Consider the following 12732-nt stretch of genomic DNA (forward strand, 5'->3'; position numbering starts at 1 on the left):
AGGACCTTTCCATGCTGAAATTTACCGAAGAACACGAATGGCTGAAGATCGAAGGCGGCGTTGCAACGGTTGGCATCACCAATTACGCGGTCGACCAGCTCGGCGATCTGGTTTTCGTCGAATTGCCTGAGGTCGGCGCGACTTTCGGCAAGAACGACAATGCTGCGACGGTCGAATCCGTGAAGGCTGCTTCCGACGTTTATTGTCCGCTTGATGGCGAGATCACCGAAGTGAACCCGGCCATCGTTGCCGACCCGTCGCTGGTCAATTCCGATCCGCAGGGTGCCGGCTGGTTCTTCAAGCTGAAGCTTGCCAATGCCGCTGATGCCGATGGCCTGCTCGACGAGGCGGCCTACAAGGAGCTCACCGCGTAATGACGACGCCGACGGAATTCCAGTTTACCGATTACCAGCCCTATGACTTCGCAAACCGCCGTCATATCGGACCGTCCCCGGCCGAAATGACCGATATGCTCAAGGTCATCGGCTATAACAGCCTCGACGGGCTGATCGATGCGACCGTGCCGCCCTCCATCCGCCAGAAGGCGCCGCTCGTCTGGGGCGCGCCGATGACGGAACGCGAGGCGCTCGACAAGCTGCGCGAGACCGCCAACAAGAACAAGGTTCTGACCTCGCTGATCGGCCAGGGCTATTACGGCACGATCACGCCGCCGGTCATCCAGCGCAACATCCTGGAAAACCCGGCCTGGTACACCGCCTATACGCCCTACCAGCCTGAAATTTCGCAGGGTCGCCTCGAGGCGCTCCTGAACTACCAGACGATGATCTGCGACCTGACCGGTCTCGACGTCGCCAACGCCTCCCTGCTCGACGAAGCGACGGCCGCTGCCGAAGGCATGGCGATGGCCGAGCGCGTTTCGAAGTCGAAGGCCAAGGCCTTCTTCGTCGATGCAGCCTGCCATCCGCAGACGATCGAGCTGATCAAGACGCGCGCCGAGCCGCTCGGCTGGAGCGTTATCGTCGGCAACCCGTTCACCGATCTCGATCCCGTCGATGTCTTCGGCGCGATCTTCCAGTATCCGGGCACGCATGGCCACGTCCATGATTTCACCGGCCTGATTTCCCGCCTGCACCAGACCGGCGCCATCGCCATCGTCGCCGCCGATATCCTCGCGCTGACGCTGCTCAAGTCTCCGGGCGAAATGGGCGCCGATATTGCCATCGGCAATTCGCAGCGCTTCGGCGTTCCGGTCGGTTACGGCGGTCCGCATGCGGCCTATATGTCGGTCAAGGACGCCCATAAGCGTTCGATGCCGGGCCGTCTCGTCGGCGTCTCCGTCGACGCCCGCGGCAACCGTGCCTACCGCCTGTCGCTGCAGACCCGCGAACAGCATATCCGCCGCGAAAAGGCGACGTCGAACATCTGCACCGCGCAGGTTCTGCTCGCCGTCATGGCCTCGATGTACGCCGTCTTCCATGGTCCGAAGGGTATCAAGGCGATCGCCCAGCAGGTCCACCAGAAGGCCGTTCTGATGGCCAAGGGTCTCGAAAAACTCGGCTACACGATCGAGCCCGAGACCTTCTTCGACACGATCACCGTCGATGTCGGCCACATGCAGGGTGTCATCCTGCGCTCGGCTGTTGCCGAGGGCGTGAACCTGCGCAAGGTCGGCGCCACCAAGATCGGCATGAGCCTTGACGAGCGCACCCGCCCGGCAACGCTGGAAGCCGTCTGGCGCGCATTCGGCGGCAACTTCGCCGTTGCCGAATTCGAGCCGAGCTATCGCCTGCCGAAGGGGCTCGCCCGTACGAGCGAATACCTGACGCATCCGATCTTCCACATGAACCGCGCCGAAAGCGAGATGACCCGCTATATCCGCCGTCTCTCGGACCGCGATCTGGCGCTCGACCGCTCGATGATCCCGCTCGGCTCCTGCACGATGAAGCTGAACGCCACGGCGGAAATGCTGCCGATCACCTGGCCGGAATTCTCGGATATCCATCCGTATGTCCCGGCGGACCAGGCGCTTGGCTATCGCGAGATGATCGACGACCTGATCGAAAAGCTCTGCGCCGTCACCGGCTATGACGCCTTCTCGATGCAGCCGAATTCCGGCGCGCAGGGCGAATACGCGGGCCTGCTGACGATCCGCAACTACCATATCGCCAATGGCAATGGTCACCGCGACGTCTGCCTGATCCCGACCTCCGCTCACGGCACCAACCCGGCCTCGGCACAGATGGTCGGCATGAAGGTCGTCGTCGTCAAGGTTCGCGAAAACGGCGATATCGACCTCGACGATTTCCGCGCCAAGGCCGAGCAGTATTCGGAAAACCTCTCCTGCTGCATGATCACCTATCCCTCGACGCATGGCGTATTCGAGGAAACGGTGAAGGAAATCTGCGACCTCGTGCACAAGCACGGCGGCCAGGTCTATCTCGACGGCGCCAACATGAACGCCATGGTCGGCCTGTCCCGCCCAGGTGACATCGGCTCCGACGTGTCGCACCTCAACCTGCACAAGACTTTCTGCATTCCGCATGGCGGCGGCGGTCCCGGCATGGGTCCGATCGGCGTCAAGGCGCATCTGGCACCCTTCCTTCCCGGTCACCCGGAAAGCGACGGCCGCCCGGGCGCAGTCTCCGCGGCAGCTTTCGGCTCGGCATCGATCCTGCCGATCTCCTGGAGCTACTGCCTGATGATGGGCGGCGAAGGCCTGACGCAGGCAACCAAGGTGGCGATCCTCAACGCCAACTACATCGCAGCCCGGCTGAAGGGCGCCTATGACGTGCTCTACAAGTCCGAAGCCGGCCGCGTGGCGCATGAGTGCATCATCGACACCCGCCCGCTGGTCGACAGCTGCGGCGTGACGGTGGACGACGTCGCCAAGCGCCTGATCGACTGCGGCTTCCACGCCCCGACCATGAGCTGGCCGGTTGCCGGCACGCTGATGATCGAGCCGACGGAATCGGAAACCAAGGCCGAACTCGACCGTTTCTGCGAAGCCATGCTGGCGATCCGCCAGGAAGCTCGCGACATCGAGGAAGGCCGTTCCGACAAGGCCAACAACCCGCTGAAGAACGCCCCGCACACGGTCGAAGACCTGGTCGGCGAATGGGATCGCCCCTATTCGCGCGAACAGGCCTGCTTCCCGCCCGGCGCCTTCCGCGTCGACAAATACTGGTCGCCGGTTAACCGCGTCGATAACGTCTTCGGCGACCGCAACCTGATCTGCACCTGCCCGCCGCTCGAAGACTACGCCGAAGCGGCCGAATAAGGTCTGCACAACGAAACGCCCGGCTTGGTCCGGGCGTTTTCTTTTCTCGAAAGCTTGTGAGCAGCCCAAGTGAAAGCTAAGGGTCTCCCACTTTCAGGCAATCACAGGTGACACCGCCATGGCAAAATCCGACGACGATCTCACGCAGGTTCCCTGGGAAAAACCCGTGCTGCTCGCGCTGGAAGAACCCGGTGTCTACGTGACCATCAACACGACACAGGCAGCCTCCTGGGCAATGATCGAGGACTGGCCGACAGAAGACGGCCCGGCGCTCGACAAGGCCCTGCTGATCTGCGCCGACGTCGTCAAGGGAAAGCGCACAAACGAGGATGCGCGGCTGGCATTCATTGCCGCGGCTGTCGAAGCGGGCATCGATATCCAGAAGTGAACTGCAGTCAGGGAACCCTACCGCGGCAGGCCCAGGCGATATTGGCAAAGGAACGCGGGCCGTCGGGCCGCCCGGCTTCATAGGCATCGCGTACCGCCGCATCGGCCTGCGCCCTCTCCGCGCCGCCGAGCTTGCCCATGAAAGCGCCGAGCGGCCCTTCCCCCGCGGCAATCGGTTTCCAGTAGTCCTCGAAATTCTCGTAATCCATGCGGACGAGCAGCTGCGTCTCCTCGACATCGAGAAGGCCGCTATCGATGAAGGCCTGCTTCATCTCTCCCGGCTGCATCATCGGCTGAAAGCAATAGCGGGCGCGCAACTGCCGCCCGCCTTCACTGAGCGCCGCCACGGTATCGATCATCATCCGCATGCCCGTCATGCCACCGAGATGATCCCAGACCGCCGCAGCAACCACGCCACCCGGGCGTACGACCCGCCGCATTTCGGAAATGGCCTTGGGCGCGTCCGGAACGAAATGCAGCACAAGCAGCGCCAGCGCCCGGTCGAAACTTTTCGCCTCGAAAGGCAGCGCGCAGGCATCCGCCTGCCGCACGGTGATGCGCGGATCGTTGTTGTGACGGATCACCTCGTCGACGAAGATCTGCGAAAAGTCGATCGCCTCGATCGCGCCGACATTGACGGTTTCTAACAGCGAGAAGGTAAGGCTTCCCGTGCCGCAGCCGACATCGAGCACTCGCTCGCCATCCTCGACACCTGAAAACGCAACGAATGACGGCGCGAGCTTGCGGCTCCAGCGGCCCATCAGCTGTTCGTATCCATCCGCCTTGTGAACATTGAAGCTTGAAGACATCGCCGCCTCCACCATCAGGCCGCATCGTACTCCCCGGCCGCCATGACGCCAAGTGCGGACCGCTCAGCCAGCCTTCACGACCTGCACCAGTTCGAAACAGATCGTGCATCCAGCTGCGGCCACCGTTAACGAAGCGCGTTCAGCATTCACTAAGCTCCGGCTGCTATAGGACAGTGGCGGGACGTGTGGGGAAGACCGGCCGATGAACATTTCAAGCATCATGAATACCGCATCGTCGGGCATGCGGGCGCAGACCAACCGCTTTGCCGCAGTTGCCAACAATGTCGCGAACTTGAGCACGCCGGGCTACAGCCGTGTCGATCCCTCGACGCTCACCACGGACGAAGGCCAGCCGGCCGATCTCGCCACCGAGATGACCGACATGATGCAGGCCACGCAGGCCTACAAGGCAAACGCCGTGGTCTTCGAAACCGGAGCCGACCTCTGGCAGTGGCTCGCCACCATCAAACGCGACTGAATTATCCGAGAAAATTAATGGCGGCATAGCCAAGCACTGCAATGCCGAAGCCGATGATCAGCCAGCCGGAAATGCGGCGGATCAGCAGCGTCACGTCGCTGGAAATCCTGTCTCTGGCAAGATTGACCGCCGCACTCAGCGCCACCCACCACGCCATCGCCCCGAAGAAGACGCCGATGACGATCGCCGCCGTCTCCGTGACCGTATTGCCGTCAACAAGCCCAAGGCCCGCAAACAATCCGCCAAAGGAGAGCAGCGCCCCCGGATTGGAGATTGCCAGCAGAAAGGTCGAGGCGATCAGACGGAAGAGATTACCGGCGCCCACTTCCCGCGCTGTAGCCGGCGGCGTCACCAGGTCGCGGATGCCGAGGAAGAGAAGCAGCACGCCGCCGACGGCAGCGATCATCAGCGAATAGGTATCGACGACGTCGGAGACCATCGCGAGACCCGCAGCGGCAACCAGCGCGTAGATGGAATCTCCGAGTGCCGCCCCGATGCCGATCGCAGCCCCCGATGCAAAGCCGCGGTTCAGGCTGCGGTCGATGCAAAGCGTCGCGATCGCGCCCGGCGGTATCGTGATGACGAGGCCGAGCAGAGCGCCTTTGGCAAACAGCAGAAGCAGCGTTTCGATGATCATGCCTGAGAGATGTTACGCCGCCGCGACCGGACAACTGCAAAACAAAAAGCCGCCATCGCTGGCGGCCTGTCGGTGGCCATGAGACCGCGCATCAATGCGAAGCGGTCACGACCGGATTGCCCTGCGCGGCGAGTGCCGCGAGATCGGCGGGCTTCAGCTCGACGGATTCGCCGCAGCCGCAGGCCGATGTCTGGTTCGGGTTGATGAAGGTGAAACCGGAGCGCAGCGTCGTCTGTTCGAAGCCGAGCTGGGTCCCAAGCAGATAAAGCACCGCCGAGGGCTCGATCCAGACGCGCGCGCCATCGCGCTCGATCAGGTCGTCCTTCGGATTGGGCTCTGTCACCATGTCGATGGTATATTCCATCCCGGCGCAGCCGCCCTTCTTGATGCCGACGCGAATACCCTTGGCATCCGCTCCTGCACCGCCGACGATCGCCTTCACGCGATCGGCCGCTTCCTGCGTCATGCTCATCACTGCAAAGCCCATCGGCTCATTCTCCTTACGCACACGGATTGAAGGTCCGGTGTTTCATGAATCAAATGTAGTGCCAGTGGCTTAACCGATCAATACCAGCCACCAATTAGTACCAGCCGACAGCAACCTGCGCCTCTTCCGACATTCGGTCAGGCGTCCACGGCGGATCGAAGGTCATCTCGACCTCAACACCGGACACACCCTCGACGGAACCGACGGCGTTTTCCACCCAGCCCGGCATCTCGCCGGCCACGGGGCAACCAGGCGCCGTCAGCGTCATCATGATCTTCACCATGCGATCGTCTTCGATGTCGATCTTGTAGATCAGCCCGAGTTCGAAGATGTCGGCAGGAATTTCAGGATCATAGACCGTCTTCAGCGCCATGATGACATCATCGCTGAGGCGTGCCAGCTCTTCCGCCGGAATGCTGGAATGCACGATGCCCTCGCGCACGTCGATCTTCTGTTCGCTGTCGTCAAGGCTCATAACAGTATCCTCAAGCAAAGAACTTGCGCGCGTATTCAAGCGCATCGGCTAAGGCATCGACCTCGGCACGGGTATTGTACATGCCGAAGGATGCACGGCATGTGGAGGTCACGCCGAAGCGTTTCAAGAGCGGCATGGCGCAATGCGTCCCGGCGCGAACCGCGACACCGCGCCTGTCGATCACCGTCGAGACATCATGGGCATGCAGGCCCGCAAGCTCGAACGAGAAGATACCGCCCTTGCCGGGCGCCGTGCCGATGACGCGCAGCGAGTTGACGTCGCGCAGCCGCTCCGTGGCATAGGCTGTCAGATCGGCCTCATGGCGGGATATAGCCTCGCGGCCGACCTTTTCCATGTAGTCCAGCGCATAGCCGAGACCGATCGCCTGCACGATCGGCGGCGTACCGGCTTCGAAACGGTGCGGCGGCTCGTTATAGGTGACGTTGTCCTCGGTAACCTCGAAGATCATCTCGCCGCCGCCCTGGAACGGGCGCATGGCGCGAAGCCGATCCTTCTTGCCGTAGAGAACGCCGATGCCCGACGGACCGTAAAGCTTGTGGCCGGTCATCACGTACCAGTCGCAATCGAGATCCTGCACGTCGATAGGCATATGGACCGCACCCTGCGACCCATCGACCAGCACCGGAATGCCGCGCTCATGGGCGATGCGGCAGATTTCCTTGACCGGAACGACGGTGCCGAGCGCATTCGACATATGAGTGATAGCCACCAGCTTGGTGCGTTCCGTCAGGCTCTTTTCGAAGGCCTCGATGTGAAACGCGCCCTCATCATCCACATCGACCCAGACTAGCTTGGCGCCCTGACGCTCGCGGATGAAATGCCAGGGAACGATGTTGGAATGATGCTCCATGATCGACAGGACGATCTCGTCGCCCTCGCCGATCTCCGGCATGCCCCAGCCATAGGCGACCGTATTGATCGCCTCGGTCGAGGACTTGGTGAAGACGATCTCGTCAACTGACGGCGCGTTCAGGAAGCGGCGCACCTTTTCGCGCGCGGCCTCGTAAGCCTCGGTTGCCGCATTCGAGAGGAAATGCAGGCCGCGATGCACATTGGCATATTCGTTCGAATAGGCATGGCTGATCGCGTCGATCACCGCCTGCGGCTTCTGCGCCGAGGCGCCGTTGTCGAGATAGACCAGCGGCTTGCCATACACCTGCTTCGCGAGGATCGGGAAATCCTTGCGAATGGCTTCGACGTCATAGGCGGTTACTGGCGCGATCTTATCCATAATGCGATCCGATCAGGCGTGCTTTTCAAGCCAAGCCGAGATCACGCCCTCAAGCGCTTCGACCAAAGCTTCGTCTTCCAGTTCCTCGACGATTTCGGCGACAAAGGCATTGACGAGCATCGCCCGCGCCTTGTTCTCCGGGATACCGCGCGCCATCAGATAGTAGAGATGGTTGTGGTCGATATCGGCAACCGTGGCGCCATGGCCGCACTGCACGTCGTCGGCGAAGATTTCGAGCTCGGGCTTGACCGAGAATTCGGCATCATCCGACATCAGCAGCGTGTTGCAGGCCATCTTGGCGTCGGTCTTCTGCGCATCCGGGGCAACCCGGATCATGCCCTGGAAGACGCCCTTGGCGCGGTCGAATACGACGTTGCGGATGATCTCTGTCGAAGCGGTATTCGGCACGTTATGGCCGAGAACCATGGTGACGTCGGTATGGGTATCGCCGCCGAGCAAATTGATGCCGCGCAGCGTCAGGTCGGAACCCTCGCCGGTCGCCTTGATATGCAATTCCTGGCGTACCAGCTTGCCGCCGGCATTGATCACGAACAGCCTGAACTTGGCGTCGGCGCCGAGATCGACGCGGATCTGGGCGAGATGCGTGTCATCGGCGCCCTGCTGCTGCAAGATGATCCAGGTGAGTTCGGTGCCTTCGCCGATGGTTATGTCACTGACATGAGATACCAGCGCCGCATCCGACGTCACCGTCAGGTGACGCTCGATCACTGTCCCCTTGACATTGGCGCCGAACGTCACCGGCAGACGCGTATGGATCTGACCGCCGGCATGGACGATGTCGATTTCGAGAGGCTTGTCGAGTTCGGTGCCATCGGCAACGTCGATCACGTAGCCGTCGCGCACGAAACTGCCGTTGATACGGCCGACCGCGTCATCGGCGCCGAGTGCGCCAAGCGACGTCGCAGCCGAACCGTCGAGCAGATGCTGCGCGTAGCTGGAGACGTCGAGATCACGCACCGAAGCCTTGGCATCGACATGACCCTGGACGATCGAAAGCACCGAGGATCCCTCGACGAGCGGCTTCACGCTCTTCGAAGCGGCATCGCCGGCCACAGCCGGAATCGCGCGCAGCAGGTTCTTCAGGTCGGTATAGTGCCAGGCCTCGACGCGGCGCGTCGGCAGGCCGGACTTCTTCAGATCGTCAAGCAGGCGGTCGCGCGTCGCGGTGACCGCGCCGTCGCCCGGCAGTTCGCCGAACTGGTTGTTGAAAGCCTCGATCAGCGCTGCTTCCGCAGCAGTCAGGCGGCTCGTCGTCTGCATGTTCATGGACGTCGTCCTTTCCGCCTCGATCAGGCTGCCGCTCCGATGATGTCGGCATAGCCATTGGCTTCCAACTCATGCGCCAGCGTCTTGTCGCCTGATTTGATCACCTGGCCCTTGTAGAGAACGTGGACGGTGTCAGGCACGATGTAATCGAGCAGGCGCTGGTAGTGGGTGATGACGATGACGGCGCGATCCGGCGAGCGCAGCGCGTTGACGCCGTCGGCCACGATCTTGAGCGCGTCGATGTCGAGGCCGCTATCCGTCTCGTCGAGAATGCAAAGCTGCGGCTGCAGGAGCGCCATCTGCAGGATTTCGGCGCGCTTCTTTTCACCGCCGGAGAAACCGACGTTCAGCGGACGCTTCAGCATCTCGGTGTTGATCTGCAGCTTGGCGGCCGCATCCTTCACCAGGCGCATGAAATCAGGCGTCTTCAGCTCGTCTTCGCCGCGCGCCTTGCGCTGCTCGTTCATCGCCACCTTCAGGAACTGCATGGTGGCAACGCCCGGGATTTCGACCGGATACTGGAAGGCGAGGAAAATGCCCTTGGAGGCACGCTCGGCAGCGTCGAGTTCAAGAATGCTCTCGCCGTTATAGAGAATGTCGCCTTCGGTGACTTCATAGTCTTCGCGGCCCGACAGGATGTAGGAGAGCGTCGACTTGCCGGAGCCGTTCGGCCCCATGATCGCAGCAATCTCACCGGCCTTCACCGTCAGGTTCAAACCACGGATGATCTCGGTGCCGTCTTCGGCGATGCGGGCGTGCAGGTTTCTGATTTCAAGCATGTTCTTTTTCCATAAAAGCGTTCGGAAACGGGCGCTCTCAGTCGCGCCCCTGAATAGTAAATCGCGACGGCGTCAGCCGACGGACCCCTCGAGCGAGATGCTGATCAGCTTCTGCGCTTCGACGGCGAATTCCATCGGCAGCTCCTGCAGGACTTCCTTGACGAAGCCGTTGACGATCAGGGCGATCGCTGCTTCGGTGGGGATGCCGCGCTGCAGGCAGTAGAACAGCTGGTCTTCGGAGATCTTCGAGGTTGTCGCCTCGTGCTCGAACTGCGCGGTCGAATTCTTCGCCTCGATGTAGGGCACCGTATGGGCGCCGCACTTGTCGCCGATCAGCAGCGAGTCGCACTGCGTGAAGTTGCGGGCGTTCGAAGCCTTGCGGTGGGCCGAGACCTGGCCACGATAGGTGTTCTGCGAGACGCCGGCAGCGATGCCCTTGGAGACGATGCGGCTCGACGTGTTCTTGCCGAGATGGATCATCTTGGTGCCCGAGTCGATCTGCTGATGACCGTTGGAAACGGCGATCGAGTAAAACTCGCCTCTGGAATCGTCGCCGCGCAGGATGCAGGACGGATACTTCCAGGTGATCGCCGAGCCGGTTTCGACCTGCGTCCAGGAAATCTTCGAACGGTCGCCGCGGCAATCGCCGCGCTTGGTGACGAAGTTGTAGATGCCGCCCTTGCCCTGGGCGTCGCCTGGGTACCAGTTCTGGACCGTCGAATACTTGATCTCGGCATCATCGAGCGCAACGAGCTCGACGACAGCGGCATGCAGCTGGTTTTCGTCGCGCTGCGGCGCCGTGCAGCCTTCGAGGTAGGACACGTAAGCGCCTTCCTCGGCAATGATCAGCGTCCGCTCGAACTGGCCGGTGTTCTTCTCATTGATGCGGAAATAGGTCGACAGTTCCATCGGGCAGCGAACGCCCTTCGGAACGAAGACGAACGAACCATCGGTGAAGACGGCAGAATTCAGCGTCGCATAGTAGTTGTCGGTGGTCGGGACGACGGAACCCAAATACTTCTGAATCAGCTCGGGATACTCGCGGATCGCTTCGGAGATCGACATGAAGATCACGCCGGCCTTCTTCAGCTCCGCCTTGAAGGTCGTAACGACGGAGACGCTGTCGAAGACGGCATCGACGGCGATCCGGGGCTTTTCGACACCGGCCAGGATTTCCTGTTCCTTCAGGGGAATGCCGAGCTTCTCATAGACCTTGAGAATTTCGGGATCGACTTCGTCAAGCGACTTCGGGCCCGGCGTGCTCTTCGGCGCGGCGTAATAATAGAGGTCGTTGAAATCGATCTTCGGATAATCGACGCGTGCCCAGTTGGGCTCTTCCATCGTCAGCCAGCGCTTGTAGGCGTCAAGGCGCCATTCCAGCATCCATTCCGGCTCCTGCTTCTTGGCGGAGATGAAGCGGATGATCTCTTCGGACAGGCCCTTGGGCGCCTTGTCCATTTCGATGATGGTCTCGAAACCGTATTTGTACTGATCGACGTCGATCTCGCGGACGCGATCAACCGTTTCTTGTACGGCTGGCATGTCGTTCTCCAATCTCGCCGGGTAAAGGGCCGGCAGGCTGTCGTGCGGGCATTTTTTGATTGCCCCTTATGTAGTGGGCCAAAAGGGCCTTTTCAGCCCTGATGGCAAGCGGAAATTTCCGTTTCCGCAATTTTCTGAGGCGCTCAGGCCGCCTCTCCAGCCGGCCTTCGCCGCCCGGCAATTTTCGCAAAGGCGCCGAGCGCCCGGTCTATGTCTTCGTCACTGCTCGCAAAGCCGAGCGAGATGCGCAGCGCGCCCAGTTGCGGGTCATGGCCCATGGCGACCAGGACATGGCTTTCGCCCACCTTGCCCGAAGAACAGGCCGAACCCGCCGAAATCGCCACACCTTCGAGATCGAAGGCGATCTGCCCTGTCTCGGCTTTCAGCCCTGGCAGCGTGAAAAACGTGGTGTTGCAGATCCGAGGACCCTCAGCGCCATAGATGACGACGTCAGGTGCGGCATTCCGCATGCCGTCTTCCAGACGGCGCTGCAAGGCCGCAATACGTCCGTTCCGTTCGGCAAAGTCCGAAAGCGCCGCAGCGGCTGCTGCCCCGAAACCGACGGTAGCCAGCGAATTCTCTGTCCCCGAACGGTGACCCTTCTCCTGCCCGCCGCCATGGATCAACGGCTTCGGCATCAGGATCTCGCCGCGCGACACCAAGGCACCGGCACCCTTCGGGCCGCCAAGCTTGTGCGACGAGAGGATCAGGAAGTCGACACCCAGCGCGTTGATATCGATCTCGACACGGCCTGCTGCCTGAACCGCATCGACGACCAGCAGCCCGCCATGCGCCTTGACGATCTCGGCACCCTCGCGGATCGGCTGGATGATGCCGGTCTCGTTATTGGCCAGCATGATCGCCACCATCGGCAGGCCCGACGCTACGTCATGATTGGCCAGCAGCGCCTGAAGCGCCTCAAGGTCGACCACACCTTCCGATGTGACCGGAATTTCGCTGGTCTTGTCCTTCGAAAAGCGTCCGCCCTCGCGCACGGCCGGATGTTCGACGGCGCTATAATAGAGATGTTCGACCGCCAGCGGCGTGCGCCCCATGCGGAATTCCGGCGTCAGCACCATATTGGCAGCTTCCGTCGCGCCGCTGGTCAGCACCACATGCGAAGCCTCGGCGCCGACAAGCGCTGCGACCTGACGGCGCGCACCCTCGATCGCGGCCCTGACGGCACGGCCCTCCGCATGCACGGAATTCGGATTGCCAAACAGATCCATGGCGCGCAGCATGGCCTCGCGCACTGCAGGATGCAGCGGCGCCGTCGCGTTCCAATCAAGATAAAGGCGGGGCAACGCCATGATCTCAGGTCCTGCGTTTGGTTTCTGCTTTGGCCGCCCGGCTCATTTTTC

General features: G+C 61.7%; 13 protein-coding genes. 4 read left to right on the forward strand and 9 right to left on the reverse strand.

Features of this window, described 5'->3' with window-relative positions; translation table 11 throughout:
• Positions 1-11 precede the first annotated feature (11 nt).
• The 3 genes from gcvH to AC1DNK_RS19880 all read left to right on the forward strand — a co-directional run bounded on the left by gcvH (position 12) and on the right by AC1DNK_RS19880 (position 3626).
• A complete protein-coding gene (gene gcvH / locus AC1DNK_RS19870) occupies positions 12-374 on the forward strand; it encodes a glycine cleavage system protein GcvH (protein WP_065693824.1) in 363 nt (120 codons plus the stop codon).
• On the forward strand, positions 374-3238 hold the full coding sequence (gene gcvP / locus AC1DNK_RS19875; RefSeq protein ID WP_112516190.1) for an aminomethyl-transferring glycine dehydrogenase: 2865 nt from the start codon (positions 374-376) through the stop codon (positions 3236-3238). Before gcvH ends, gcvP begins: the two co-directional genes overlap by 1 nt.
• Before the next feature lie 118 nt (positions 3239-3356).
• Positions 3357-3626 (forward strand): DUF982 domain-containing protein, encoded by a 270-nt coding sequence (locus AC1DNK_RS19880; RefSeq protein WP_477943007.1) that lies wholly within the window; start codon positions 3357-3359, stop codon positions 3624-3626.
• Between the two features lie 7 nt (positions 3627-3633).
• Here the strand turns inward: AC1DNK_RS19880 and AC1DNK_RS19885 are convergent, their stop codons facing one another.
• The gene (locus tag AC1DNK_RS19885) at positions 3634-4434 is read right to left on the reverse strand and encodes a class I SAM-dependent methyltransferase (RefSeq protein ID WP_477943009.1); all 801 of its coding nucleotides are present in this window, start codon (positions 4432-4434) and stop codon (positions 3634-3636) included.
• A gap of 202 nt (positions 4435-4636) precedes the next feature.
• On the opposite strand from AC1DNK_RS19885, the gene AC1DNK_RS19890 reads away from it, so the two are divergent.
• The gene (locus AC1DNK_RS19890; protein WP_477943011.1) at positions 4637-4912 is read left to right on the forward strand and encodes a flagellar basal body protein; all 276 of its coding nucleotides are present in this window, start codon (positions 4637-4639) and stop codon (positions 4910-4912) included.
• Position 4913: 1 nt separating this feature from the next.
• On the opposite strand, the gene AC1DNK_RS19895 is transcribed toward AC1DNK_RS19890, so the two are convergent.
• From AC1DNK_RS19895 to AC1DNK_RS19930, 8 genes are all read right to left on the reverse strand, one after another.
• Positions 4914-5549 (reverse strand): LysE family translocator, encoded by a 636-nt coding sequence (locus AC1DNK_RS19895; RefSeq protein ID WP_477943013.1) that lies wholly within the window; start codon positions 5547-5549, stop codon positions 4914-4916.
• A 91-nt stretch (positions 5550-5640) separates the two neighbouring features.
• The gene (gene sufA / locus AC1DNK_RS19900) at positions 5641-6036 is read right to left on the reverse strand and encodes a Fe-S cluster assembly scaffold SufA (protein WP_477943015.1); all 396 of its coding nucleotides are present in this window, start codon (positions 6034-6036) and stop codon (positions 5641-5643) included.
• Positions 6037-6130: 94 nt separating this feature from the next.
• Positions 6131-6511, reverse strand: a complete 381-nt coding sequence (locus AC1DNK_RS19905) for an SUF system Fe-S cluster assembly protein (protein WP_112387293.1) — start codon at positions 6509-6511, stop codon at positions 6131-6133.
• A 10-nt stretch (positions 6512-6521) separates the two neighbouring features.
• Positions 6522-7763 carry a cysteine desulfurase gene (locus AC1DNK_RS19910; RefSeq protein WP_477943017.1) on the reverse strand — a complete coding sequence of 414 codons (1242 nt, stop codon included), beginning with the start codon at positions 7761-7763 and terminating at the stop codon, positions 6522-6524.
• 12 nt (positions 7764-7775) lie between these two features.
• The gene (gene sufD, locus AC1DNK_RS19915; protein ID WP_477943018.1) at positions 7776-9050 is read right to left on the reverse strand and encodes a Fe-S cluster assembly protein SufD; all 1275 of its coding nucleotides are present in this window, start codon (positions 9048-9050) and stop codon (positions 7776-7778) included.
• A gap of 23 nt (positions 9051-9073) precedes the next feature.
• Positions 9074-9829 (reverse strand): Fe-S cluster assembly ATPase SufC, encoded by a 756-nt coding sequence (sufC, locus tag AC1DNK_RS19920; RefSeq protein ID WP_112387290.1) that lies wholly within the window; start codon positions 9827-9829, stop codon positions 9074-9076.
• 72 nt (positions 9830-9901) lie between these two features.
• Positions 9902-11371: a Fe-S cluster assembly protein SufB gene (gene sufB / locus AC1DNK_RS19925; RefSeq protein WP_477943019.1), complete on the reverse strand. Its 1470-nt coding sequence runs from the start codon at positions 11369-11371 to the stop codon at positions 9902-9904.
• A gap of 143 nt (positions 11372-11514) precedes the next feature.
• Positions 11515-12681 (reverse strand): cysteine desulfurase family protein, encoded by a 1167-nt coding sequence (locus AC1DNK_RS19930; protein WP_477943020.1) that lies wholly within the window; start codon positions 12679-12681, stop codon positions 11515-11517.
• Between the last annotated feature and the right edge of the window lie 51 nt (positions 12682-12732).

This window comes from Rhizobium sp. 01N424, from assembly GCF_056399485.1.

What these genes read in the sequence shown, in the direction of transcription:
- gcvH (WP_065693824.1), top strand. Translation starts at nt 12, where the DNA reads ATGCTGAAATTTACCGAAGAACACGAATGGCTGAAGATCGAAGGCGGC.
- gcvP (WP_112516190.1), top strand. Translation starts at nt 374, where the DNA reads ATGACGACGCCGACGGAATTCCAGTTTACCGATTACCAGCCCTATGAC.
- AC1DNK_RS19880 (WP_477943007.1), top strand. Translation starts at nt 3,357, where the DNA reads ATGGCAAAATCCGACGACGATCTCACGCAGGTTCCCTGGGAAAAACCC.
- AC1DNK_RS19885 (WP_477943009.1), bottom strand. Translation starts at nt 4,434, where the DNA reads ATGTCTTCAAGCTTCAATGTTCACAAGGCGGATGGATACGAACAGCTG.
- AC1DNK_RS19890 (WP_477943011.1), top strand. Translation starts at nt 4,637, where the DNA reads ATGAACATTTCAAGCATCATGAATACCGCATCGTCGGGCATGCGGGCG.
- AC1DNK_RS19895 (WP_477943013.1), bottom strand. Translation starts at nt 5,549, where the DNA reads ATGATCATCGAAACGCTGCTTCTGCTGTTTGCCAAAGGCGCTCTGCTC.
- sufA (WP_477943015.1), bottom strand. Translation starts at nt 6,036, where the DNA reads ATGGGCTTTGCAGTGATGAGCATGACGCAGGAAGCGGCCGATCGCGTG.
- AC1DNK_RS19905 (WP_112387293.1), bottom strand. Translation starts at nt 6,511, where the DNA reads ATGAGCCTTGACGACAGCGAACAGAAGATCGACGTGCGCGAGGGCATC.
- AC1DNK_RS19910 (WP_477943017.1), bottom strand. Translation starts at nt 7,763, where the DNA reads ATGGATAAGATCGCGCCAGTAACCGCCTATGACGTCGAAGCCATTCGC.
- sufD (WP_477943018.1), bottom strand. Translation starts at nt 9,050, where the DNA reads ATGAACATGCAGACGACGAGCCGCCTGACTGCTGCGGAAGCAGCGCTG.
- sufC (WP_112387290.1), bottom strand. Translation starts at nt 9,829, where the DNA reads ATGCTTGAAATCAGAAACCTGCACGCCCGCATCGCCGAAGACGGCACC.
- sufB (WP_477943019.1), bottom strand. Translation starts at nt 11,371, where the DNA reads ATGCCAGCCGTACAAGAAACGGTTGATCGCGTCCGCGAGATCGACGTC.
- AC1DNK_RS19930 (WP_477943020.1), bottom strand. Translation starts at nt 12,681, where the DNA reads ATGGCGTTGCCCCGCCTTTATCTTGATTGGAACGCGACGGCGCCGCTG.